The 22,423-nt window shown below is 70.4% G+C and carries 21 protein-coding genes; 7 read left to right on the top strand and 14 right to left on the bottom strand.

Annotated features, from left to right (window positions below; genetic code table 11):
* Window positions 1-2 precede the first annotated feature (2 nt).
* From OG2516_RS18320 to OG2516_RS18300, 5 genes are all read right to left on the bottom strand, one after another.
* Window positions 3-1,070 carry an ABC transporter ATP-binding protein gene (locus OG2516_RS18320; protein ID WP_007257198.1) on the bottom strand — a complete coding sequence of 356 codons (1,068 nt, stop codon included), beginning with the start codon at window positions 1,068-1,070 and terminating at the stop codon, window positions 3-5.
* A complete protein-coding gene (locus tag OG2516_RS18315; RefSeq protein WP_007257197.1) occupies window positions 1,070-3,781 on the bottom strand; it encodes a glycoside hydrolase family 2 protein in 2,712 nt (903 codons plus the stop codon). Before OG2516_RS18315 ends, OG2516_RS18320 begins: the two co-directional genes overlap by 1 nt.
* Window positions 3,782-3,875: 94 nt before the next feature.
* Entirely contained in the window at window positions 3,876-5,156 is a 1,281-nt protein-coding gene (locus OG2516_RS18310; protein ID WP_007257196.1) for an ABC transporter substrate-binding protein, read from the bottom strand.
* A gap of 23 nt (window positions 5,157-5,179) precedes the next feature.
* A complete protein-coding gene (locus OG2516_RS18305; protein ID WP_007257195.1) occupies window positions 5,180-6,016 on the bottom strand; it encodes a carbohydrate ABC transporter permease in 837 nt (278 codons plus the stop codon).
* On the bottom strand, window positions 6,016-6,918 hold the full coding sequence (locus OG2516_RS18300; RefSeq protein ID WP_192808398.1) for a carbohydrate ABC transporter permease: 903 nt from the start codon (window positions 6,916-6,918) through the stop codon (window positions 6,016-6,018). The genes OG2516_RS18305 and OG2516_RS18300 overlap by 1 nt, the downstream gene beginning before the upstream one ends.
* Before the next feature lie 134 nt (window positions 6,919-7,052).
* Between OG2516_RS18300 and dgoD the strand changes: the two genes are divergently transcribed.
* From dgoD to OG2516_RS18285, 3 genes are read left to right on the top strand one after another with little or no spacing between them, the layout of a single operon-like run.
* Window positions 7,053-8,225: a galactonate dehydratase gene (gene dgoD / locus OG2516_RS18295; RefSeq protein ID WP_007257193.1), complete on the top strand. Its 1,173-nt coding sequence runs from the start codon at window positions 7,053-7,055 to the stop codon at window positions 8,223-8,225.
* A 9-nt stretch (window positions 8,226-8,234) separates the two neighbouring features.
* Window positions 8,235-9,008 (top strand): SDR family oxidoreductase, encoded by a 774-nt coding sequence (locus tag OG2516_RS18290; RefSeq protein WP_007257192.1) that lies wholly within the window; start codon window positions 8,235-8,237, stop codon window positions 9,006-9,008.
* Window positions 9,009-9,013: 5 nt separating this feature from the next.
* Window positions 9,014-9,754 carry a FadR/GntR family transcriptional regulator gene (locus tag OG2516_RS18285; protein ID WP_007257191.1) on the top strand — a complete coding sequence of 247 codons (741 nt, stop codon included), beginning with the start codon at window positions 9,014-9,016 and terminating at the stop codon, window positions 9,752-9,754.
* A 59-nt stretch (window positions 9,755-9,813) separates the two neighbouring features.
* Here the strand turns inward: OG2516_RS18285 and OG2516_RS18280 are convergent, their stop codons facing one another.
* The 9 genes from OG2516_RS18280 to OG2516_RS18240 are packed head-to-tail and all read right to left on the bottom strand — an operon-like array spanning window position 9,814 to window position 18,353.
* Window positions 9,814-10,656 carry a fumarylacetoacetate hydrolase family protein gene (locus tag OG2516_RS18280; RefSeq protein ID WP_007257190.1) on the bottom strand — a complete coding sequence of 281 codons (843 nt, stop codon included), beginning with the start codon at window positions 10,654-10,656 and terminating at the stop codon, window positions 9,814-9,816.
* Window positions 10,653-11,561 (bottom strand): dihydrodipicolinate synthase family protein, encoded by a 909-nt coding sequence (locus tag OG2516_RS18275; protein WP_007257189.1) that lies wholly within the window; start codon window positions 11,559-11,561, stop codon window positions 10,653-10,655. Before OG2516_RS18275 ends, OG2516_RS18280 begins: the two co-directional genes overlap by 4 nt.
* On the bottom strand, window positions 11,558-11,905 hold the full coding sequence (locus OG2516_RS18270) for an L-rhamnose mutarotase (RefSeq protein WP_007257188.1): 348 nt from the start codon (window positions 11,903-11,905) through the stop codon (window positions 11,558-11,560). The genes OG2516_RS18275 and OG2516_RS18270 overlap by 4 nt, the downstream gene beginning before the upstream one ends.
* Window positions 11,902-13,065 carry an enolase C-terminal domain-like protein gene (locus OG2516_RS18265; protein WP_007257187.1) on the bottom strand — a complete coding sequence of 388 codons (1,164 nt, stop codon included), beginning with the start codon at window positions 13,063-13,065 and terminating at the stop codon, window positions 11,902-11,904. Before OG2516_RS18265 ends, OG2516_RS18270 begins: the two co-directional genes overlap by 4 nt.
* Window positions 13,062-14,132, bottom strand: a complete 1,071-nt coding sequence (locus tag OG2516_RS18260) for an ABC transporter ATP-binding protein (RefSeq protein ID WP_007257186.1) — start codon at window positions 14,130-14,132, stop codon at window positions 13,062-13,064. The genes OG2516_RS18265 and OG2516_RS18260 overlap by 4 nt, the downstream gene beginning before the upstream one ends.
* 10 nt (window positions 14,133-14,142) lie before the next feature.
* Window positions 14,143-15,276 carry an enolase C-terminal domain-like protein gene (locus OG2516_RS18255; protein WP_007257185.1) on the bottom strand — a complete coding sequence of 378 codons (1,134 nt, stop codon included), beginning with the start codon at window positions 15,274-15,276 and terminating at the stop codon, window positions 14,143-14,145.
* Window positions 15,273-16,130, bottom strand: coding sequence for a carbohydrate ABC transporter permease (locus tag OG2516_RS18250; protein ID WP_007257184.1), 858 nt, complete (start codon window positions 16,128-16,130; stop codon window positions 15,273-15,275). Before OG2516_RS18250 ends, OG2516_RS18255 begins: the two co-directional genes overlap by 4 nt.
* Window positions 16,127-17,008, bottom strand: coding sequence for a carbohydrate ABC transporter permease (locus OG2516_RS18245; RefSeq protein ID WP_083788652.1), 882 nt, complete (start codon window positions 17,006-17,008; stop codon window positions 16,127-16,129). The genes OG2516_RS18250 and OG2516_RS18245 overlap by 4 nt, the downstream gene beginning before the upstream one ends.
* Before the next feature lie 31 nt (window positions 17,009-17,039).
* Entirely contained in the window at window positions 17,040-18,353 is a 1,314-nt protein-coding gene (locus OG2516_RS18240; protein WP_007257182.1) for an extracellular solute-binding protein, read from the bottom strand.
* Between the two features lie 109 nt (window positions 18,354-18,462).
* Between OG2516_RS18240 and OG2516_RS18235 the strand changes: the two genes are divergently transcribed.
* The 4 genes from OG2516_RS18235 to OG2516_RS18220 are packed head-to-tail and all read left to right on the top strand — an operon-like array spanning window position 18,463 to window position 22,292.
* The gene (locus OG2516_RS18235; RefSeq protein WP_192808397.1) at window positions 18,463-19,542 is read left to right on the top strand and encodes a LacI family DNA-binding transcriptional regulator; all 1,080 of its coding nucleotides are present in this window, start codon (window positions 18,463-18,465) and stop codon (window positions 19,540-19,542) included.
* A 28-nt stretch (window positions 19,543-19,570) separates the two neighbouring features.
* Window positions 19,571-20,626, top strand: a complete 1,056-nt coding sequence (locus OG2516_RS18230; protein WP_007257180.1) for a Gfo/Idh/MocA family protein — start codon at window positions 19,571-19,573, stop codon at window positions 20,624-20,626.
* 2 nt (window positions 20,627-20,628) lie between these two features.
* The gene (locus tag OG2516_RS18225) at window positions 20,629-21,363 is read left to right on the top strand and encodes an SDR family NAD(P)-dependent oxidoreductase (RefSeq protein ID WP_007257179.1); all 735 of its coding nucleotides are present in this window, start codon (window positions 20,629-20,631) and stop codon (window positions 21,361-21,363) included.
* Complete coding sequence (locus OG2516_RS18220) at window positions 21,360-22,292, top strand: amidohydrolase family protein (RefSeq protein WP_007257178.1); 933 nt, start codon at window positions 21,360-21,362, stop codon at window positions 22,290-22,292. The genes OG2516_RS18225 and OG2516_RS18220 overlap by 4 nt, the downstream gene beginning before the upstream one ends.
* Window positions 22,293-22,423 lie beyond the last annotated feature (131 nt).

Below are 22,423 nucleotides of genomic sequence, written 5' to 3'. Positions count from 1 at the left end.
GCTCAGCCCCTGATCCGCGCGCCCTCGGCGTCGAACAGGAACGAGCGGGTCCGCTCGTAGCGGACCTCGATGCGCTCGCCGGAGGAGATCGGCCGGCCGGAGCGGTCCTCGACGAGGACGCGGGTGCCGCCTGACATCAGGCCGTAGATGATGTTGGCCGCGCCGAGGTTCTCGCTCACGTCGACCTCGAGCGACAGCCGCTCGCCCGCGCCCTCGGTCGAGAGGTGTTCGGGGCGGATGCCGAGGGTGTACCGGCGGCCGGAGGCGAGCCGGTCGAGCGGGACGGGGGAGGCGACGAGGCTGCCGTCGGGCAGGCGCAGGCCGTCGGCCTCGGCGGTGACGGCGACGAAGTTCATCTGCGGCGAGCCGATGAAGCCGGCGACGAAGAGGTTGTCGGGATCGCCGTAGAGCCGGGCCGGCGGGCCGACCTGCTCGATGCGCCCCTTGCGCAGCACGACGATCTTGTCGGCCAGGGTCATCGCCTCGACCTGGTCGTGGGTGACGTAGATCATCGTCGCCGAGAGCTGCTGGTGCAGCTTGGCGATCTCGAAGCGCATCTGCACCCGCAGCTCGGCGTCGAGGTTGGACAGCGGCTCGTCGAACAGGAAGGCGCGCGGCTCGCGCACGATGGCGCGGCCGATGGCGACCCGCTGGCGCTGGCCGCCCGAGAGCTGGCCGGGCTTGCGATCGAGGTACTCGGTGAGCTGGAGCGTCTCGGCGGCGCGGCGCACCTTCTCGCGCGCCTCCGCCTTGGGCGTGCCGGTGCGGCGCAGCGCGAAGCTCATGTTCTGCTCGACGCTCATGTGCGGGTAGAGCGCATAGGACTGGAACACCATGGCGAGCTGGCGCTCGACGGCGGGGTCCTCGTTGACCCGGTCGCCGTCGATGCGGATCTCGCCGCCGGAGATGTCCTCGAGCCCGGCGATCATGCGCAACAGCGTGGACTTGCCGCAGCCCGAGGGGCCGACGAAGACGCAGAACTCGCCTTCCTCGATGGCGAGGTCGAGGCCGTGGATGACCTGCGTCCCGCCGAACGTCTTGGTGACGCTTTCGAGTTCGATCCGCGCCATCAGTCCTCTCCCTTGCGCTTGTTCGCCTGCCACCACTCGAGCACCGCCTGCGGCTCGGCCGTGCCGGCCGTGGCGGGCGCGTCGAGGTAGCGCGCGAGGGCGCGGGCGAGGCTGCGGGCGACGGGGCGGTCGCTCTGTGCGGCGAGGTCCATCGCCGAGATCAGCAGCCGGCCCTCGCCGACGGCGACCTCGCTCAGCAGCGACAGGTCGCGGTTGCGGTTCCAGTCGTCGTTGACCGCGACGATGGGCCGGCCGGGCAGGCCTTCGTGGCCGAAGGCGACGCGCCGGCTCATCAGCTCGAACCAGTGCGCCTCGTTGTGGCGGCGCGCCGGGAAGCCGGCGAGGGCGGGATGGTCGGTGTCGATGCGCAGGCCCAGCGTGTGCGGCTCCTGCCCGCTGGTCCAGAGCGTGTTCCAGAAGACGTTGGTCCAGCCGAGCACGCTGGTTTCCTCGATCTCGCCCGGCTCGGGCATGAACACCAGCCGCTCGCCCTTGGCGACGCGGGCGAGCACGTCGGCGTCGAGGCTGCGGACGATGGGCAGCTCGGCGGTGCCGCTGTCCATGACCCAGAAGTCCCACCGGTTGCGGGCGTCGCTCTCGGGCAGGGAGAGGACGAGCTGGTAGCGGCGGTCGGGGGCGAGGTCGGCGGTGTCGATCTCGAGCCGGCCGAGGCCGTGGAGCTGCGCCGCCGCGAGGCCGTCATGGGCGATCTCGCCGTCGCGGCAGACGCCGCCGACGTCGTCGAGCACCTGCCAGCGCAGGGCGCCGGCGGGCAGGTCGTCGGCGCCGAACTGGGCCACCTCGACGGTGCCGGCGAAGGGCTGGCCGGCCTCGAGCACGAAGCCGTCGGTGCGCCAGAGCGGGACGACGGGCGCGCAGAACTCGCGCCAGTGAGCTTCGTCCAGGTAGGGCTTCGGGTCCCAGAAGGCGTCGAGCACGCCGACGAGCGCGGTGCCCTGGCCGGTGAAGTCCTGCACGCCGAGGAGCTGGTAGCCGGCGAAGTCGCGGGTGCGCAGGCAGGCCTCGATCTCTTCCTTGTAGAGCGCGACCTGGTGCAGGCCGCTTGTCTCCAGCAGGGCGGGCGCCTCGTCGAGGCGGCCCTTCGCGTCGAGGTCGGCCTTGATCATCTCGAAGTTGCGGGCGGCGAGGGGGCCGTCGAACTTCCCGATGCTGTCGAGGTCGGGGTAGACGCACCACTGGCCGGTCTCGTGCACGAGCAGCGGCTGCTCGACGCTCTCGACCCAGTCGCGCCAGTCGGTGTTGGTCTCGAGCGGCGCGCGGTTGAGCCGGCCGTCGAGCCCGTCGCCCCAGCGCTGGCAGCGCGGCTGCGGCTTGGTCAGGTAGTCGGCCTCGGGCGTGGAGGGCCAGCCCGAGCCGCCGGTGTAGACGCGGCGGCCGTCCTCGGCCTTCCACCTGGCTACGAAGCGCGAGGTGAAGGCGTGCAGCCCCTCGCCGTGCAGCTCGTTGCCGATGGCGAACATCACGAAGCTCGGGTGGTTGCCGTAGTCGCGGAAGATGCGCTCGCATTCCTGGTGGATGAAGTCGTCGAGGTTGGGGTCGGCGTAGAGGCGCGGCCAGACCGGGCCCTCGACGGCGAGGAGCATCCCCATCTCGTCGGCCACCTCGAAGGCGGCGCGGGGCGGGCACCAGCTGTGGAAGCGGATGTGGTTCAGGCCGATGTCGCGGCACTGGGTGAAGATGCGCCGCCACTCGGCGTGGTCGGTCGGCGGGTAGCCGGTCTTGGGGAACAGCGCGCAATCGAGGGTGCCGCGCAGGTAGAGGCGGCGGCCGTTGAGCGTGATGTGGCGGCCCTCGCAGCGCACGTCGCGGATGCCGAAGGTCGTCTCCTTGCGGGCGAGCGGGGCGCCGTCGCGCAGCCATTCCACCGTCAGGCGGTGGACGACGGGGGTGAACTCGCTCCACGTGGCGGCGTCGTCGGGGAGGTCGAGCGGCACGTCGACGGGGGTCCAGGCGGAGCCGATCGTCAGGGACCGTTCCTGCACGATGGGCGCGTCGCCGCCCGCCAGCTCGACGGTCAGGCGCAGGCGGTCGTCGTGGGGCTCGGCCCAGAAGGTCGGCCACCGGTCGTCCGGATCGAAGGCTTCGAGCTCGGCGCGCACGCGGACCTGCCGGTCGGGGGCGTCGACGCGCAGGGCGGAGATCGCCGCGGCGGCGGCTTCGATGCGCATGTAGCCGACGGTGCCGTTCCAGTTGCTCTGGGTGTGGTCGCTGGTGGAGTGCGCGACGTCCCAGAAGGCGTCGCCCATATGCTGCGCCGCCTCGCCGACGGCCTCGAAGCGGGAATTGTCGATCATCATGGTGACGACGTGCCGCCCGGGCGCGACCTGGCCGAGGAAGAAACGGTGCTCGGTGCTCAGCGAGCGGTCGCGGCCGACCTTGAGGTCGTCGAGGAACAGGTTCACCTCGCCGTGCGGGCGCTCGAGCACGAGCCAGTGGTAGAGGCCGTCCTGGTCCTCGGGGATCTCGATCTCGCGCTGGTACCAGGCGGGGCCGACATAGGGGTTGCGGCGCGAGAGGTGAGCCATGGTGGCGGCATCGCTGGCCGGGGCCTTGGCGGCGGCGTCGATGCTGCCCGGAAGAGCCATCGTGTCGCCTTCGAGCCGCTGGCGGTACCAGCGGGCGTCGGTCCCCTTGTTGTCGGGGTCGAGCTTGAGGGCCCAGTCGCCGGCGATGGAGAACGCGTGAAGCATGTGGCTGTGTTCCTGATTGGCTTGTCGTGGTCGGTCGGAGGAGAGGGAGGGGGCGGCGGGCCGCGATGGCCCGCCGCGAGGGTCGCGGGGAAGGTCAGAGCCGGGCTTCGACCTGCTCCTTGGCCTGCGCGAGCGCCTCTTGGGGGCTCATCACGCCGCGCACGACGTTGTCGACGGCGGTCTGCATGGCCGACTGGGCGATGGAATCGAGCGGGTGCAGCGTCAGGGGAACGAGCTTTTCCTGCACCTCGGCGAAGAACTCGTTGACGTTCTGGCCGCCGTAGTAAGGATCGGCGAAGTTGATCCAGTCGCTCTCGGTCGCGGGGGCGAAGGCGGGGTAGAGGTCGTCCTGCTGGTACTGCTGCTCCAGCGAGGCCGGGTCGGAGACGACGAAGGTCACGAAGGCCCAGGCGGCTTCGGGGTTGTCGGTCCCGGCGAGCACGGCCATGTAGTCGCCGCCCATGTTGAAGGCGCGCACGCCATTGGGCGCGGCGGGGGCGAAGGTGACGCGCCACTTGCCGGCGTCCTCGGTGGAATAGGCGCGCTTGAGCAGGCCGCCCATCCAGTTGCCGTAGATCACGGAGGCGAACTGGCCGCGCGCGAAGGCGCCCTGCCATTCCGGGGTCCAGGCGCTGAAGGGCGAGATCAGGTCGGCCTCGGCGAATTCGCCGACGAGGTCGAAGGCCTCGATCATCACCGGGTGATCGAAGTTGTGGGTGCCGTCCTCGGAGAAGTAGGAGAGGCCGTTCTGCGCGAGGTACGAGCGCACGATCTCCTCGCCCGAGCCGATGATCCAGCGCTCGTTCGGCGCGGCGACCTGCTTGCCCGCCTCGAGCAGCGCGTCCCAGTCGGAGAGCAGCTCGGCCATGGCCTCGGGGTCGGTGTCGTAGCCGGCCTCTTCCCAGATGTCGGCGCGGTAGAAGAGCCCACCGGGACCGATGTGCTTGGGCACGGCGGCGACCTGGCCGTCGGCGCCGAGCACGTTCTCCCAGGCGAAGTCGGTGAACTGGTCGGCCATCGCGCCGGCGTTGAAGGGCGCGTCGCGCAGATCGGCGAACTGGTCGCGGTCGCGCAGCTGGGCGATCATGCCGATCTCGATCATCGCCACGTCGGGGCCGCTGTTGCTCATCAGCGCGCGCTGCAGGGTGTTGAGGTAGACGTTGTTGCCCGAGGGGTAGCCCTGCACGTCGACGGTGACGTTCGGGTAGACCTCATTGAACGCCGGCATCAACGCCTCGAAGGTTCGGTCGTTGTTGGGCCAGGTCCAGACGCTGATCTCGCCCGAGACCTCCGTGTTGACCTCCTGCGCCGCCGCGCCGGTCGCCGCGAGCGCGGCGACGAGGCCGGCCGAGGCGAGTGTCTTGATGGTTTTCATGTTTGGTCCTCCCTTGGTGATGTTTATTTGACGGCGCCCGCGGTCAGGCCGGCGACGAACTGCCGGCTGAGCAGGGCGAACAGGATGAAGACGGGGATCAGGCCCAGCAGCGTGGCGACCATCACCGCGGGCGTGTCGGAGAAGTAGTTGCGGCTGAGGCTGGTGAGCGCGAGCGGCACGGTGAACTTGGACCCGTCGCCCAGGATCACGAGCGGCAGCTGGAATTCGCTCCACGTCTGGATCAGCGTCCAGACCCCGAGCGCGGCGAGGCCGGGGCGGATGATCGGCAGCACCACGAAGAAGAAGGTGGCGAGACCGCGCGAGCCGTCCATCTCGGCCGCCTCGTAGAGCTCCCTGGGCACGGTGGAGCCGATGTAGGTGTACATCCAGATCACGCCGAAGCCGGAGGCGAGGGCGGGGATGATGAGGGGCCAGAAGGTGTTGAGCCAGCCCATCCAGCTCATCTGGAGGAAGAACGGGATCAGCGCGAGCGTGGGCGGGAAGAACAGCGTGGCGAAGGCCATCAGCAGCAGGAAGCGGTGGCCGGGCGCGCGGGTGTAGCGGGCGAAGCCGTAGCCCGCGAGCGCGCTGACGAGGACCAGGCCGACGGTCTTGGGCACCGCGACGATCAAACTGTTCATCACCGGGCGCCAGGGCGGGAAGACCTCGGCGACGCGGGCGTAGTTCTCGTCGAAGTTGGTTCCGAACCAGAGCGGCGGCGGAAAGTTGAAGACGTCGCCGAGGGTGCGCGTCGAGAACACCGCCGTCCAGTAGAGCGGCATGATGAAGATCACCGACAGGCACAGCAGCGCGATCGTGACGATCAGCTTGAAGCGTTTCTCGGGGTTGGACCGGCGCATCAGGAGGCTCCCATGTCGAGGCGCTTCTGGATCAGGCGATAGAGGACGCTGACGGCGACGATCGCCATGAAGATGTACCAGGACACCGCCGCGCCGAGCCCGAAGTCGAAGTTGGTGAAGGCGGTGGCGTAGAGGTACATGCCGAGCGTGGTGGCGGAGTTGTTGGTGCCGCCGGTGCCGGCCGTCAGCACGAACGGCTCGTCGAACATCTGCAGCCCGCCGAGCGTGGAGGTCATCACCGAGAAGGCGAGGGCGGGCAGCAGCAGCGGCACGGTGATGCGGCTGAAGATCGACCAGCGCCCGACCCCGTCGACGCGGGCGGCCTCGTAGAGGTCGCGCGGGATCGACTGCAGGCCGGCGAGGAAGATGATCATGTGCCAGCCGGTCCAGCGCCAGATGACCAGCAGCGCGACCAGCGGCTTCACCCAGAACTGCGAGTTGAGCCAGTCGAAGTAGACCGGCTCCCCCGCGACGCTGCCGGCGAGCAGGTTCACCAGCCCGCCGTTGGAGGTGAAGAACACCCGCATCAGGATCGCCGCGATGGCCGGCGCCACGAGCAGCGGCAGCAGGAAGACCATGCGGAAGTAGTTGCGCCCGAAGAGGACGTACTCGTCGACCAGCACCGCCAGCACCAGCGCCAGCGCGACGGTCGATCCGGTGGTGACGATCCAGAGCCAGATCGTGTTGCCGATGGCCTTGCGGAAGACCGGGTCGCCCACGGCCTCGGCGTAGTTGTCGAGGCCGACGAAGCGGGGCGGGCTGAAGCCGTCCCAGTCGTTGAAGCCCAGGTAGACCGAGAAGACCACGGGAAACAGGCTGAACGCGATGAAGATCGCGAAGAACGGCGCGATCGACAGGTAGAAGCTGCGGTCGGTTCTCTTGCGTTTGGTCACAGGCGCCACGATGCCCTCCCTCGATATAATCGGATTAATAAGCGCCATGGATTTGCCGGTGCAAGAACTTTTTTGCCATAAACGACGCATTGACGTTCTAGAGGGCCATCATTTATACGACTTTTAACAGCAGCGAGGACGTTATGAAGATCACCGCCATCAAGACCCGTGTCGTGAATGCAGAGATGCGCAACTGGGTCTTCGTGAAGGTGGAGACCGACCAGCCCGGTCTCTTCGGCTGGGGCGAGGCGACGCTCGAGTGGAAAACCCGCGCCGTGGCCGGGGCCATCGAGGATCTCGCGCCGCTGCTGATCGGGCGCGACCCGCGCGACATCGAGCAGGCGCTGCGGGCGATGCTGCGCCAGTCGTTCTGGCGGCTCGGCGCGATCGGGATGAGCGCGATCTCCGGCATCGAGCTGGCGCTCTGGGACATCGCGGGCAAGGCGCGGGGCGAGCCGGTCTGGCGGTTGCTCGGCGGCAAGGTGCGCGACAGGGTCGGGGTCTACACCCACCTCGGCATGGGCGACATGAAGGCCGTCTACGAGAGCGCCGACGGCGGCACCCTGATCGAGCGGGCCGAAGAGGTCGTCGCGAAGGGGTACCGCGCGATGAAGGTGCTGATCGTGCCCTACACCCACTACCACGCGCCGCAGGCGGAGCTCGCCCGCGTCACCCGGCAGGCCGAGGCGCTGCGCGCGGCGGTGGGCGACGACATCGAGATCATGGTCGACTTCCACGGCCGCCCCGCCTCGGCCAGCGCCGCGCTCGCCTACGTGGAGGCGCTCGCGCCGATGCGGCCGATGTTCGTGGAGGAGCCGGTGCGGCCGGACGATTTCGCCGGCCTCGCCTGGATCGCGAACCGCACCTCGACGCCGCTGGCGACGGGGGAGCGGCTGGTCGAGCGGTCGGAATTCGCCGCGCTGCTCGCCGCAGGCGGGGTGGCGATCGTGCAGCCCGACATCTGCCATTGCGGCGGCCTGCTCGAGGCGAAGCGGATCGCCGCCATGGCCGAGACGGCCGGCGTCGGCGTCGCGCCGCACAACCCGCTCGGCCCCATCGCAGGGGCGGCGGCGCTGCATTTCGCGGTCAGCACGCCCAACCACGTGATCCAGGAGGAGATGACCGGCGCGGTGCCGTGGTACTTCGACGTGGTGCAGGGCCCGATCGAGCGCGTCGACGGCTACTGGCAGGTGCCCGACGCGCCGGGGCTCGGGATCGAGGTCGACGAGGCGGAGTGCGCGCGCCACCCGTTCCAGCAGGAGGTGATCCACACCCAGAACGCCGTCCTCGCCGACGGCACCATAGTGGACTGGTAGGAGAGGCCCATGGACAGGCTGGCCGACAAGACCGCCATCGTCACCGGCGCCGCGCGCGGCATCGGCGCCGCCATCGCGGAGGCGTTCGTCGCCGAGGGCGCGAAGGTGGTGCTCGCGGACATCGACGCGGAGGGGGCGGAGGCCCGGGCGGCGGCGCTCGATCCGGGCGGGGAGCGCACGCTGGCGGTGGCCTGCGACGTGGCCGACGGCGCCTCCGTCGCGCGCCTGGCCGGAGCCGTGGCCGAGCGCTTCGGCGCGCCGCACATCCTCGTCAACAACGCCGGGATCAACGTCTTCGCCGAGCCGCTCGACTCGACCGACGCCGACTGGGCGCGCTGCATGGCGGTCGATCTCGAGGGCGTCTGGCGCGTCACCCGCGCGCTGCTGCCCGCGATGCTCGAGGGCGGCGGCGGGGCGGTGGTCAACATCGCCTCGACCCACTCCTTCAGCATCATTCCCGGCACCTTCCCCTACCCGGTGGCCAAGCACGGGCTGCTGGGCCTGACCCGCTCGCTCGGGATCGAGTTCGCGGCGCGCGGTGTCCGGGTCAACGCCATCGCCCCCGGCTACGTCGAGACCGAGCTGGCCTGCGCCTACTGGGACGGCTTCGACGACCCCGAGGCGGAGCGGCGCAAGACCTACGAGATGCACCCGCCGCAGCGCATCTGCGACCCGCGCGAGGTGGCGATGACGGCAGTGTTCCTCGCCAGCGACGAGGCGCCGTTCATCAACGCGACCTGCATCACCATCGATGGCGGCCGCTCGGTGCTCTATCATGAGTGACTGTCATGACTGAGTCCCTCGCTTCTCCGCCCGCCGCCGCCCCGACGCAGAAGCCGCGCGTCCACCACCAGATCGTGCGCGCCCTCGCCGCCGACATCCTCACCGGCAAGATCGCGCCGGGGGAGGGGCTGCCGCGCGAGGCGAGCCTGTGCGAGCGCTACGGCGTCAGCCGCAGCGCGCTGCGCGAGGCGGTGAAGGTGCTGGTGACGAAGGGGCTGGTGACGGCGCGGCCGCGGATCGGGACGATCGTGCAACCCAAGGACGAGTGGAACCTGCTCGATGCCGACCTGCTCGACCTGTCGCTCGAGCTGGCGCCGGACCCGGACTTCGTGCTGTCGCTGATCGCCGCGCGGCAGGTCATCGAGCCCGCCGCCGCCCGCTTCGCCGCCGCCCGCGCCGGCCCGGAAGACATCGCGCGGCTGGAGGCGGCCTACGCCGACATGGCCCGGCATCTCGAGGCGAGGGCGTTCCAGGAGTTCAACGCCGCCGACATCCAGTTCCACCGCGCGCTGCTCAAGGCGAGCCGCAACGTCGTGTTCCAGCAGCTCTCCAACACCATCGGCGCGGCGCTCGGCTACTCGTTCAAGCTGACCACGTCGCGCTCGCAGGATCCGGGCGGCTCGCTCGGGCTGCACGGCGAGGTGTTGGAGCACATCCGCAACCGCGATCCGCTCGCCGCCCAGACCACGATGGCGCGGCTGCTCGATATCGCGGTGATGGACCTCGGCGTCGGCTCCGCCGTCTGACGCCCCGGCCACCGCGCCGCCCGTAGGCCGGGCTTCAGCCCGGCCCCCCGCCGCCCAGTTCAGCGCGCGCGCACGGTCTGGCATTGCTCCCCCAGCCCCTCGATGCCGAGGCGCATCTCGTCGCCCGCGCGCAGGAAACGCGGCGGCGTCTGGCCGAGGCCGACGCCGGGGGGCGTGCCGGTGGAGATGATGTCGCCCGGTTGCAGCGACATGAAGTGCGACAGGTACGAGACCAGTTCCGCGACGCCGAAGACCATGGTTTCGGTCGAGCCGTCCTGCATGCGCTCGCCGTTCAGGTCGAGCCACATGGACAGCCGCGCCGGGTCCGCCACCTCGTCGGCGGTGACGAGCCACGGGCCGATGGGGCCGAAGGTGTCGGCCGACTTGCCCTTGACCCACTGTCCGCCGCGCTCGAGCTGAAAGGCACGCTCGGACAGGTCGTTGACGACGCAGTAGCCGGCCACGTGCGACAGGGCGTCGGCCTCGGCGACCTCGCGCGCGGGCGCGCCGATCACGACGCCGAGCTCGACCTCCCAATCTGCCTTCTCCGCCCCCGGCGGCAGTTCGACCGGATCGTTCGGGCCCGAGATGGCGGAGGTGGCCTTCATGAAGATCACCGGCTCCTTCGGCACCTCCATGCCGCTCTCGGCGGCGTGGTCGGCGTAGTTGAGGCCGATGCAGATGAACTTGCCGACCCGCCCGACGCAGGGGCCGATGCGCGCGCCGCTGTCGAGCGCGGGCAGGGCGGCCGGATCGATCCCGCGCAGGCGGTCGAGCCCGCCGGGCGCGAGCGCCGCGCCGGCGATGTCGTCGATATGGGCGGAGAGGTCGCGCAGGGTGCCGTCTGCGGCGAGGAGGGCAGGGGTCTCGTGGCCATCGGGGCCGACGCGCAGCAATCTCATGCGGTTTCCTTCTTCGGGGCGGGGGCAGGGGAGAGGTGGGCGAGCAGGCGGTCGATCTCGCCCTGCGTGACGGCGTCGGGGGCATCGGTCGGGGGGCGGACGAGGGTGGTGCGGAACAGGCAGCGGCGGCGCAGCAGGGCCTTGTGGACGTGGTAGAACAGGTCGCGCCCCTGGAAGCCGAGCCGGCTGACCGGGAGGATGCGCCGCGCGAGCACCTCTTCCGCCGCCGCCGCGTCGCCCCGCTCGAGCGCGTCCCACGCGGCCATGAAGTCGGCGCTCTGGCTGGCGAAGGGCATGGTGCCGCGCGCGCCGCGCCGGTGCTCCTCGACGAGGGTGCCGCCGCCGGCGCCGCCGAGGACCGTGAGCCGGTCCCCCACCGCCTCGACCATCGCCTGCACCTGCAGCACGGTCGGCTGGGTCTCGACCTTGATCGTGTCGACCAGCGGCACCGCGTCGGCGATGCGCAGGGCGAGGCCGGGCGGGATCGGGGCCTGGGGCACGTCCTGCAGGATGATCGGCAGGCCCGCCGCGTCGGCGATGCGGGCGAGGTGGTCGACGACGGCGTCGGCGCTGGCGGGGAAGAAGTCGGGCGGCCAGACCATGAGCCGGCCGGCCCCGGCCTCGGCGGCCTCGCGCGCGAGCTGGCACGCCACCTCGCTGCCGGGGGCGGAGACGTTCATCACGACCGGCACCCGGCCCTCGACCTGGTCGACCACGGCGCGCAGCAGCTCGCGGCGCTCCTCCGGGGTCAGCTTGAACACCTCCGAGCCGATGGCGATGCCGACCCCGTGCACCCCGGCGGAGAGGGTGTGGTCGAGCTCGCGGCGCAGGCTGGCGTAGTCGATGCTGAAGTCCTCGCGGAACGGCGTCAGCAGGATCGGGACGATGCCCGTCAGTCCGCTCATCGGGCGGTCTCCCTGTTCTCGGTCTCCTGGTCGGGGCGGAGCGCGAAGATCTCGCGCAGCATGGTCTGCAGCGGGCGGCCCTCGGCGTCGGTCTCCATCAGCGCCGCCATCTCGCGCCACCAGCGGGCGGTGATCTCGCTGGCCGGCGCGGCGCGGTCGGGGAACGGACGCTGGCGCTCCTGGTAGGCGAAGACGGTCGTGCCGTCGCGGTAGAGCACGAAGCGGCGGATGCCGTCGGCGCGCATCTGCGCCTGCAGCTCGGGCCAGACGGCGGCGTGGGCGGCGTCGTAGGCGGCTTCGGCCCCCGCGCGCAGGCGCATGGTCCAGGCCCGGCGGAAGGTCACGACGGCACCCGGTTGTCGTCGATGTAGTCCCAGATCGGTTCGTAGCCGAGGCCCGGGGCGGTCGGCAGGGCGACGTGGCCCTCGGCGTCCATCGGGTCGCAGTTGCGCTCCAGGTACGGGTGGGGCGCGTCGTAGTCGACGCCGGGGGCGAGCAGGCCCTTCTCGTACCATTCGCTGGTGTCTTGCGAGGTCGCGCCCATGACCTGCAGGTTGCCCCAGCCCGCCATGTGGATCTCGCAGCGCTGGCCGAACGCCTCGCAGACCACCGCCGTCTTGCGGCAGCCGGTGACGCCGCCGCGGCGGATGTCCATGCGGCTCATGTCGGAGGCACCCTGCAGGATCCACTCGGCGCGGGTGAAGACGCCGCCGGCGGCGATCTCGGGCGCGAGGATCGGGATCGACAGCTCGCGGCAGAGGCGGCGATAGCTCTCGACCCGGTACTCGGGCATCGGGTGCTCGAACCAGTAGAAGTCGTTCCGCTCTAGTTCGCGGCCGACTTTGATGGTCTCCTCGATCGTGTGGTAGGTGCCCCAGACGTCGTACATCAGCACCATGTCCGGGCCGACCGCCTCGCGCACGAGGTTGATCGTCTCGATGTCGGCGCGGATGTTGGAGGGGCGGCCCTTGGTCGGCAGGCCGGTGTCGGGATTCCAGAAGTAGTGCGGGTGGATCTTGTAGGCCTTGTAGCCCTCGGCCCGGCAGGCGAGCGCGTGTTCGGCGTAGACCTGCGGCGGGCCGATGTTGGGGTAGGTGGAGGCGTAGGCCGGCACCTTGTCGCGCGCCGCGCCCATCAGCTTGTAGACCGGCTGGCCGGCGGCGCGTCCGGCGAGGTCCCAGAGGGCGCAGTCGATGACGCTCTGGGCGACCTCGGGCAGGTTGGCGACCCACATCCACTTCCAGACCGCCTCGCGGTCGAACGGGTCGACGCCGAGCAGCAGGTCGCGCACGCGGCCCTCGATCAGGCGCTGCTCGTCGGGGCTCATCCCGTCCTGGTCGCCATGCTTGCCGCCGCCGAAGAACCAGCCGGTGAGGCCCGCGTCGGTGTCGATGCAGGTGACGGTCTGGCTGACCTCGGCGGCGGGTCTGAGCCGCGCGTGGCCGATGTCCCAGCGGTCGGCGTGGGTGCGGAACCGGATGACCCGGACGTCGGTGATCTTCATGCCGGGGCCGCCCCCGGCGCGAGGCTGCGCTCGGTGTCGGCGTCGAAGCAGTGCAGCTTGCCCTCGCTCACGACGACGTGGACGAGGTCGCCCGGCTTCTGGGTGACGCGCTCGCGGGTGGTCATCACCAGCGAATCCTGACCGGTGCGCAGCACCAGCTGCGTCTCCGCCCCGGTCGGCTCGACGAGGGCGACGCGGGCGGGCAAGCCGGTGTCGGCGAGGCGCATGTCCTCGGGGCGGAATCCCGCGATGACCGCGCGCCCCGGCGCGATGGCGGCGGCGGGGCGGCCGAGCCAGTGGCCGTCGGCATACTCGATGCCGTCCGCCCCCGCGCTGGCGCGCACGAAGTTCATCGAGGGCGAGCCGATGAAACCGGCGACGAAGACGCTGGCGGGGTTCTCGTAGAGCTCGAGCGGGCTGCCGATCTGCTCGACATGGCCGCCGCGCATGACGACGATCTTGTCGGCCATGGTCATGGCCTCGATCTGGTCGTGGGTGACGTAGATGGTCGTGGTCTTGAGCCGCTGGTGCAGCTCCTTGATCTCCGAGCGCATCTGCACGCGCAGCTTGGCGTCAAGGTTGGACAGCGGCTCGTCGAACAGGAACACCTTCGGATCGCGTACGATGGCCCGGCCCATCGCGACGCGCTGGCGCTGGCCGCCGGAGAGCTGGCGCGGGTAGCGGTCGAGCAGGGGGGTGAGGTCGAGGATCTCGGCGGCGGCGCGGACCTTGCGGTCGATCTCGTCCTTGTCGACCTTCGACAGGCGCAGCGAAAAGCCCATGTTCTTGGCCACCGTCATGTGCGGGTAGAGCGCGTAGTTCTGGAACACCATCGCGATGTCGCGCTCCTTGGGCTGGAGCGTGTTGATCTTGGTGTCGTCGAGAATGATGTCCCCGCCGCTGATCGTCTCGAGGCCGGCGATGGAGCGCAGCAGGGTGGACTTGCCGCAGCCCGAGGGGCCGACGAGGACGGTGAACTCGCCATCGGCGATGTCGAGGTCGATCCCGTGCAGAACCTCGACCGCCCCGTAGGACTTGCGGATGTCTTTGAGCGCGACTGATCCCATGATGTGTCTCTCAGGTCTGGTCGCCGAACGCGGCGGCGATGTGGCTGGGGGGGCGGTTGTGCAGGGGCCCGGTGGGCACGGTGACGAAACCGTCGTCGATCTCGGGCCGGGGGCCGGAGAGCGCGTAGAGCGGCGAGTCGTCGCCGCGGTCGACGAACTCGACCGTCGGCGCGCTTTGGCGGGCGGCGGCGAGGGCGAGCGCCCAGGGCTGCTCGCAGGAATTGTGCAGGATGACAGGCGTGTCGGCCTCGGCGGCGAGGTCGAGGATGCGCAGCCCCTCGGTGATGCCCCCGGCCCAGGCGATGTCGGGCTGCAGGATGTCGGCCAGCCCGTAGCGCAGCAGCTCGCGGCAATCGGCGAGCGAGAAGGCGAAGTTGCCGAGGGCGAGCTTGATGCCCGGGTCCATCTCGCCGCGCAGGCGGATCAGCCCGTCGATGTCGTCGGGCGGCAGCGGATCCTCGATCCACTTCAGCGGCAGGCCGGCAGCGGCCTCGGCGAAGCGCAGGGCGTAATCGGCGTCCCAGGCCATGAAGGCGTCGATCATGATCGACCGGCCCGGCCCCGCCGCCTCGGCGAAGCGGCGCAGCAGGGCGATGTTCTCGGCGAGCCCCGCCTCGCCCGCCTCGGGGCCGTAGGGTGCGGCGGCCTTGAGCCCGTGCCAGCCCTGTCCGGCCAGCGCCTCGGGCCGGGCGGTGGTGGCGTAGACCGGCAGGCGCCCGGCCCGGGCGCCGCCGAGCAGGTCGACGAGCCCGCGCCCGGCGCGCCGCGCCGCGAGGTCCCAGAGCGCGATATCGACCCCGGCGACCGCCATCATGGCGAAGCCGGAGCGGTCGTTCGGCAGCAGCGCCGCCTTCATCTGCGCCCAGGACTCGGCAATCTCGACGCGCTCGCCCTCGAGCAGCCGCGCGAGCTGGGCGGTGACGATCAGCGCGACGATCTCGCCGCCGTTGGTGCAGGACCAGCCGACGGTGCCGTCGGCGTCCTCGGCGCGCACGAAGACCTTCTTCGTCGGCCACATCCAGCTCGCCCGCTCGGCCGCGAAGCGCGGAAAGCGCGACATCGGCGAGGCGACCCGGCTGGTCTGCAGCTTCTGGCTCTGGAAGCCGCAGTCGATGGCCTGCGCGGTGATCGAGACGATCTTCATCCCTTCACCGCCCCCGCGAGCAGACCGCGGGTGAAGTAGCGCTGGCCGAAGAAGAACACGAGCATGATCGGCAGGGCGACGATGGTCGCGGCGGCGCCGACATACTGGAACTCCAGCGTGAACAGCTCGACGAAGCTGGCGAGGCCGATGGTTACGGTCTTGTTCTCGTTGGACTCCAGCAGGATCGAGGCGAAGGCGAACTCCGACCACGCGCCGACGAAGTGCCACATGGCGGCAGTGATCAGCGCCGGCGTCGCCAGCGGCAGCACCACGAGGACCATGCTCTGCAGCCGGCTCGCCCCGTCCATCATCGCGCTCTCCTCGAGCTCGCGGGGGATCTCGCGCAGCGACGAGGCGATGATCCAGGTGGCGAAGGGCAGGCCGAAGGCGGAGTAGAGCAGCACGAGGCCGATCAGGCTGTCCTGCAGGCCGATCATGCTCATCAGGCGGTAGGTCGGCAGCAGCAGCGCCGCGCCCTGGAACATGCGGCTGATGAGCAGCCCGCCGAGGATCAGGTCGCGGCCCGGGAACTGCAGGCGGGCGAAGGCGTAGCCGGCGAAGGTGCCGAAGATCAGCACGATGATCGTCGAGGTCACCGCGATGAAGAAGCTGTTGCCGATCAGGCGCGGCCAGTCGAGCAGCTGCCCCTTCTGGTGCGTGTCGGAGAACAGCGCGGCATAGGCGTCGAGCGTCGGCGTCTGCGGCCAGAAGTTGATTGGCAGCTGCGCCAGCTCGGCCTGCGTCTTGAACGAGGCGAGGAAGAGCCAGAACACCGGGAACAGGATGTAGACGGCGATCACGAGGCCGATCAGGCTCAGCATGGTCCAGTAGAGGACGCGCGGTTGCTCGTTCATTGCGAACCCTCCGAAGCCCAGGAGCGGCGGTTGATGTAGAGGTAGAGGGCGACGATCGAGACCAGCATGAGCAGGTTGATCACCGACATCGCCGAGGCGACGCCCCAATTGAAGAACTCGAAGCTCTGCTGGTAGATGTACGTCGCCATGATCTGGCTGGCGTTGGCGGGCCCGCCGCCGGTCATGATCCAGGGCAGCGCGAACTCGGCGGTGATCCAGATCATCGAGATGACGGTCACGGCGGTCAGCGAGAAGGCGATGTTGGGGATCGTCACGAAGCGGAACCGCTCCCAGGCGTTGGCCCCGTCCATGCGCGCCGCCTCGAGCTGATCGTCGGGAACGGAGCGGATCGCGGCGCACAGGATCAGCGCGACCAGCGGCATCTTGCGCCAGATCAGCACCACCACGAGCGTCCACATCACGAGCTGCGGGTCGCCGAGGAACGAGATCGGCCGGTCGGTCAGGCCAGTGTCCTGAAGGGTCTGGCCGATGATGCCGACCTGCCCGTGCAGCATCCACTTCCAGGCCATCGCGGTGACGACGTCCGGGATCACCCAGGGCAGCAGGATCAGCGCCCGCAGCCAGCCGGTCAGCCGCGAGTCGAGCGCGAGGAAGGTGCCGACGGCGAGCCCGACGGTGACGCAGAGCACGGTGCCGCCGAGGATCCAGATGGCGGTGTTCTTCATCACCAGCCAGAAGACCGGATCGGCGGTCAGGGCGCGGAAGTTGTCGAACGTCCCGAAGCCGCGCTCCATGCCCATGACCACCTTGGTCAGGCTGAGCGTGGCGACGTTGTAGGTGGGCCCGACGACGAAGGCGAGGACGGCCGCCACCACGGGCAGGATCATCGCATAGGCCAGTAGGCGGTCATGTCTCATCGTCGAGCCCCTTCTCGAAGCGCTGTCGGAATCAGCCGCGGATCAGGTCGATCTGCGTCTGCGCGGCGCTGGTGGCGTCGTCGAGCGCCTGCTGCGGCGTCTTCTGCCCCAGCACGGCCTCCTGGATGGCGGTGCCGAGCGCGGCCTCGATGGCGGAGACGCCGATGAAGCGCGGCATCGGCGCGGCCCCCTCGAACAGCGTGCCGGCCTCGTAGGCCTCGACCCATTTCGGCCAGGTCTCCGCGAGCTCGGCGTTGTCCCAGGCGGCCTTGCCCGCCGGAATGCGCGCGACCTCGGGCTGGCCGCCCCAGATCTCGAGCTGCGCGTCCTGGGACCAGAAATCGAGGTACTCGACCGCCGCCTCCGGGTTTTCGGCGCGCGAGGAGACCATGAGGATGGCCGTCGGGTCCATGATCGCCGCCACCGGATCGAAGCTGCCCGTGGGCGTCTCGGGGCGGGGGAAGGGCACGCCGGTCCAGCGGACGTCGTCGTTCACGCCCCAGGGCGTGTTGAGCCACGACAGCCCGATCCACATCGCCGAACGGCCCTGCCCGAAGAGCTGGGCGGTGTCGCGGAAGAAGGTCTCGGTCAGCGAGGTGGCCTGCGGCGTGGAGCCGTCGGCGATGAGGTCGACGTAAAGCTGCAGCGCGTCGACGACGCCGGGATCGTTCAGGGTGACCTTGTTGGTCTCCTCGTCGTAGATGCGGCCGCCGTTGGCGTAGGCGATGCCCTCGAAGATGTTGATGTCGACGGGCGCCGTCGTCGCCGGGAAGGCGATGCCGGGGCGGTCGGGCTTGGTCATCGCCCGCGCGTACTCGCGCAGCTCTTCCCAGGTGGCGGGCGGGCGGTCGAAGCCGGCCTCCTCGAGCGCGTCGAGGTTCACCGCGAGGAAGCTCGCCATGTCGACGTAGGTCGGCAGGCCGTAGAGCTTGCCCTCGTGCATGCCCGATTCCAGCACCTCGGGAACGACGCGCTCCTTCCAGCCATCGATGCGGTCGCCCGCGATATCGTCGAGCGGCTGCACCATGCCGAAGCCGACGAATTCGGGGATGTCCTGCCCGAAGGCGACGATGACGTCGGCGAGCCGGTTGGTCTGGAAGCCGGCGAGGATCTTCTGCCGGCGGATCTGGCCGTTGAAGTAGGAGTAGTTCAGCTCGATGTCCGGGTTCGCGGCGGCGAACGCCTCGTTGCGGGCGGCCCATTGCTCCACCTCGGTGGGCGTGCCGCCGAACTTCCAGACGGAGAGCTCGCCCGAGGCGGCGCTGGCGCGCAGCGGCGCGAGGGCCGCGATGCTGGCGACGGCGGTGGTGCCGAGAAAGCTCCGGCGTGTGATTGCCTTGGTCATCTGTTTCCTCCCGTGACCCTCGCGGCCTCGTTCCCCCGCGAGCTATGAAAACCGGATGATATTCGTGTATCATTCGATATTGACGGACCCTAGGGGCGATGATACTCGTATGTCAACGGTCAATTTCAGCCGCCTGTCGAAGATGGGTGGGTCAGGGGAGCGCAGCGGCGTGGGGCAGGGCGACAAGAAGACGGTGACGCTGAAGGACGTGTCGAAGGCCGCCGGCCTGTCGCTCATCACCGTCTCCCGCGCCCTGCGGCAGCCCGAGACGGTGCGCCCGGACACCCGCGAAAAGATACAGCGCACCATCGACGAGCTCGGCTACATTCCCAACCTCACCGCGCGCTCCCTCGTCTCGCAGCGCAGCGACATGATCGGCGTCGTGGTGCCGATCCTCGCCAGCTCCCTGTTCGCCGACTTCGCGCAGGGCATCACCGGCGCGCTCGATCCGCACGGCCAGCGGATGCTGCTCGCCGTCAGCAACTGGTCGCCGGAGAAGGAGGAAGCCGCCGTGCGGACCTTCATCGCGCGGCAGGCCGACGCGATCATCCTCACCGGCTTCTCCCACACGGAGGCGACGCGCAAGCTGCTCGAGCGCTATCCGGGCCCGGTGGTGGAGGCCTGGAACCTGCGCGACGGGGCCATCGGCAGCGTCGTCGGCTTCGACAACCACGCGGCGGCCGCGGAGCTGACGCGCTATCTCATCGACGCCGGCTACCGCGAGATCGTCATGGTCGGCGGCGCCGCGCGCCACAACGACCAGGCCGCCGACCGGACCCGGGGCTTCTGTGACGCCATGCGCGCGGCGGGGCGCGCGCTGCGGCCCGACAGCGTGGTCGAGTTCGACAACCCCGCCACCATCGAGAGCGGCGGCCCCCTGATCCAGAGCCTTCTGGAGCGGCCGAACCCGCCCGACGCCGTGCTCTTCCTCGCCGAACTGCCGGCCCAGGGCGCGATGCTCTGGTGTCTGTCCAACGGCGTGGACGTGCCGGGGCAGGTCGCCATCGCGGGCTTCGGCGATCTCAGCCTGTCGGCGCTGCTGCCCGTGCCCATGACCACCGTGCGCATCCACGGCCGCGAGATCGGCCGGCGCGCCGCCGAGGTCGCACTGGCGCGGATCGCGGATGCGAACGCGCCCGTCCCGGTCGACGACGTCGGCTACCACCTCAAGATCAGGAGCAGCACATGAGCCGCAGATCCGCCGCGGGACGCGCGGCATGGTGAGGGCCGCGATCATCGGCGCGGGGCACTTCGCCTACCGCATGCACATCCCCGTGCTGGCCGCCCGCCCGGAGGTGACGCTCGACAGCGTCTGCCGGCTCGGCCGCGACGAGCTGGACCTGATCCGCGACGAGTTCGGCTTCGCCTTCGCCACCGAGGATTGGCGCGAGGTGCTGGAGCGCGACATCGACATCGCGGTGATCGCCTCGCCGCACGACCTGCACTACGAACAGGCCCGCGCCTTCCTGCGGAAGGGCTGTCACGTGCTGGTCGAGAAACCCATGTGCCTCGACCCGGCGCAGGCGTGGGATCTCGTCGAGACCGCCCGCGCGGCGGGGCGCGAGCTGCTCGTCGCCTACGGCTGGAACTACAAGCCCGGCCTCGACGCGATGGCCGACATGGTCGGGCGCATCGGCGAGATCGAGCACGTGGTCTGCCACATGGCCTCCTTCACCCGGTCGATCTTCTCCGGGCAGGGGCTGCACCGCTGGGCGCACGTGCCGATCCAGCCCGACCGCGACACCTGGGACTCGCCCGACCGGGGCGGCGGCTACGCCTACGGCCAGCTCTCCCACGCACTCGGCATCCTGTTCCGTATGACCGACCTGCGCGTCGCCGAGGTGCAGGCGATAACCTTCGACGCGCCCTCCCGCGTCGATCTGCACGACGCCGCCGCGCTGTGCTTCGAGGGCGGGGCGACGGGGGTGTTCTCGGGCAGCTGCGGCGTGCCCGAGGGGCACGGCTTCGAGGTCGACCTGCGGATCTACGGCAGCCAGGGCTCCGTCCTGCTCGACATCGAGACGGAGCGGCTCACGCTCAAGCTGCCCGACGGCAAGAGCGAGACGGCCACCGTGCCCGAGGGCGCGTGGCGCTACAGCTGCGAGGGGCCGGCCGACCGGCTCGTCGACATCGCGCTGGGGCAGGGGACCAACGCGAGCCCCGGCCATGTCGGCGCCCGCGCCGTCGAGGCGCTGCACGCCCTGATCGAGTCGGCCAGGGCCGGCGGGCAGCCCTACCACATTGACCGGCCCCGGGAGGCCATCGCGGAGTGACCATGGACAAGCAACAGACCGCCATCGTGACCGGAGGCGCGCAGGGCATCGGCCGCGCCGTCGCCGAGAGGCTCGCCAGCGAGGGCCTGCGCCTCGCCATCTGGGACCGCGACCGGGCGCTGGCCGAAGAGACCGCGCGCGAGATCGGCGGCGGCGCGTTCGCCTGCGAGGTCGACGTGGCCGACTGGGCGAGCGTCGAGGCCGCGATGGCGCGCACGCGCGGCGAGGGCGGGGCGGTGTCGGTGCTGGTGAACTCGGCCGGCGTCGCCGGATCGAACGGGCCGCTGGCGGCGTATCCCGTCGACGAATTCCGCCGGATCACCGAGATCAACCTGATCGGCACCTTCCACGTCAACCGCGCCGTGGTGCCGGCGATGACCGAGGCCGGCTACGGGCGCATCGTCAACATCGCCTCCGTCGCGGGCAAGGAGGGCAACCCCAACGCCTCGGCCTACTCGGCGTCGAAGGCGGGGGTGATCGGGCTGACCAAGTCGCTCGGCAAGGAGCTCGCCCATCTCGACATCGCGGTGAACTGCGTCACCCCGGCGGCGGCGCGCACGCGGATCTTCGACCAGATGAAGCAGGAGCACATCGACTACATGCTCTCCAAGATCCCGCGCGGCCGCTTCCTCGAGCTCACCGAGGCGGCGGCGATGATCTGCTGGCTCTGCTCGGCCGAGAACAGCTTCACCACCGGCGCGGTGTTCGACCTGTCGGGCGGACGGGCGACCTATTGAGCGGGCAGGCGGAGCCCGCCGTCGCGGCGATGCTGGAGGGTATCGCGCTGGTCGACGGGCACCACCACCTCTGGCAGATCGGCCGCTTCCCCTACCGCTGGCTCGCCCCCGACGCGCCGCCCGCGCGCTTCGGCGACAAGCGCTCGATCGCGCGCGACTACCTCCTCGCCGAGCACGCCGCCGCCTGCGGCGGGCGGCTGGCGGGAAGCGTCCACGTGCAGGCCAATTGCGGCGCCGACGATCCGGTTGCCGAGACGGCGTGGCTGCAGGCGCTGGCGGACGCGGCGCCGTGGCCGATCGCCATCGTCGGCGAGGCCGATCTCGCCGCGCCGGGCGCGGGGGCCCTGATCGCGCGGCATCGCGCGCACCCCGCCCTGCGCGGCATCCGCACGCCCGTCGCCTGGGACCGGGCCGGCCGCTGGCGCGTCGCGCGCCGGCCGGGAATGTTGGCCGACGCTGCCTTCCGCGCCGCGGCCGCCGAGCTGGCGGTGCACGACCTGTGCCTCGAGATGGTCGTCGTCCCGGAGCAGCTCTCCCAGCTCGCCGATTTCGCGGCCGCGCAGCCAGACCTGAGCATCGTCGTCGACCATTTCGGCACGCTCGAGCCCGACCGGCCCGGCAACGCCGCCCGCTGGCGCGCGGGCCTCACCGAGCTGGCCGCGAGGCCGAACGTCGCGATGAAGCTCTCCGGTCTCTGGACCGTCGACAAGGGCTGGGACGTCACGCGGCTGCAGCCTCACGTCGACCACCTCCTCGACAGCTTCGGCGCCGCGCGTGTCCTCTGGGGCTCCAACGCCCCGGTCGAGGCCGTCAACTGCCCGGTCCCCCGCCAGCTCGCCCAGCTCGCCATCCTGCTGCGCGACCGCCCCCGCAGCGATATCGCGGCGATCTTCGGCGGGACGGCCCGGCGGCTTTACCGGCTGGCGTAGGGCGGGCCATCCGACGCACTTCTACACGATAGCGACGGTCGCCCGCTCTCGACCCCTGTCCCGGGTGCTCGCGGCATGCATCCCGAGCAAGAGATCAAACTGGTACGAAACCGCACGCGGCATTGAACCGG

Source organism: Oceanicola granulosus HTCC2516 (genome assembly GCF_000153305.1).
GTDB classification, from domain to species: Bacteria; Pseudomonadota; Alphaproteobacteria; order Rhodobacterales; family Rhodobacteraceae; genus Oceanicola; species Oceanicola granulosus.
This window is presented reverse-complemented; position numbering and strand designations above follow the sequence as displayed.

Coding starts and splice junctions, on each gene's coding strand:
- OG2516_RS18320 (WP_007257198.1), bottom strand. CDS start 1,070: ATGGCGCGGATCGAACTCGAAAGCGTCACCAAGACGTTCGGCGGGACG.
- OG2516_RS18315 (WP_007257197.1), bottom strand. CDS start 3,781: ATGCTTCACGCGTTCTCCATCGCCGGCGACTGGGCCCTCAAGCTCGAC.
- OG2516_RS18310 (WP_007257196.1), bottom strand. CDS start 5,156: ATGAAAACCATCAAGACACTCGCCTCGGCCGGCCTCGTCGCCGCGCTC.
- OG2516_RS18305 (WP_007257195.1), bottom strand. CDS start 6,016: ATGCGCCGGTCCAACCCCGAGAAACGCTTCAAGCTGATCGTCACGATC.
- dgoD (WP_007257193.1), top strand. CDS start 7,053: ATGAAGATCACCGCCATCAAGACCCGTGTCGTGAATGCAGAGATGCGC.
- OG2516_RS18290 (WP_007257192.1), top strand. CDS start 8,235: ATGGACAGGCTGGCCGACAAGACCGCCATCGTCACCGGCGCCGCGCGC.
- OG2516_RS18285 (WP_007257191.1), top strand. CDS start 9,014: ATGACTGAGTCCCTCGCTTCTCCGCCCGCCGCCGCCCCGACGCAGAAG.
- OG2516_RS18280 (WP_007257190.1), bottom strand. CDS start 10,656: ATGAGATTGCTGCGCGTCGGCCCCGATGGCCACGAGACCCCTGCCCTC.
- OG2516_RS18275 (WP_007257189.1), bottom strand. CDS start 11,561: ATGAGCGGACTGACGGGCATCGTCCCGATCCTGCTGACGCCGTTCCGC.
- OG2516_RS18265 (WP_007257187.1), bottom strand. CDS start 13,065: ATGAAGATCACCGACGTCCGGGTCATCCGGTTCCGCACCCACGCCGAC.
- OG2516_RS18260 (WP_007257186.1), bottom strand. CDS start 14,132: ATGGGATCAGTCGCGCTCAAAGACATCCGCAAGTCCTACGGGGCGGTC.
- OG2516_RS18255 (WP_007257185.1), bottom strand. CDS start 15,276: ATGAAGATCGTCTCGATCACCGCGCAGGCCATCGACTGCGGCTTCCAG.
- OG2516_RS18250 (WP_007257184.1), bottom strand. CDS start 16,130: ATGAACGAGCAACCGCGCGTCCTCTACTGGACCATGCTGAGCCTGATC.
- OG2516_RS18245 (WP_083788652.1), bottom strand. CDS start 17,008: ATGAGACATGACCGCCTACTGGCCTATGCGATGATCCTGCCCGTGGTG.
- OG2516_RS18240 (WP_007257182.1), bottom strand. CDS start 18,353: ATGACCAAGGCAATCACACGCCGGAGCTTTCTCGGCACCACCGCCGTC.
- OG2516_RS18235 (WP_192808397.1), top strand. CDS start 18,463: ATGTCAACGGTCAATTTCAGCCGCCTGTCGAAGATGGGTGGGTCAGGG.
- OG2516_RS18230 (WP_007257180.1), top strand. CDS start 19,571: ATGGTGAGGGCCGCGATCATCGGCGCGGGGCACTTCGCCTACCGCATG.
- OG2516_RS18225 (WP_007257179.1), top strand. CDS start 20,629: ATGGACAAGCAACAGACCGCCATCGTGACCGGAGGCGCGCAGGGCATC.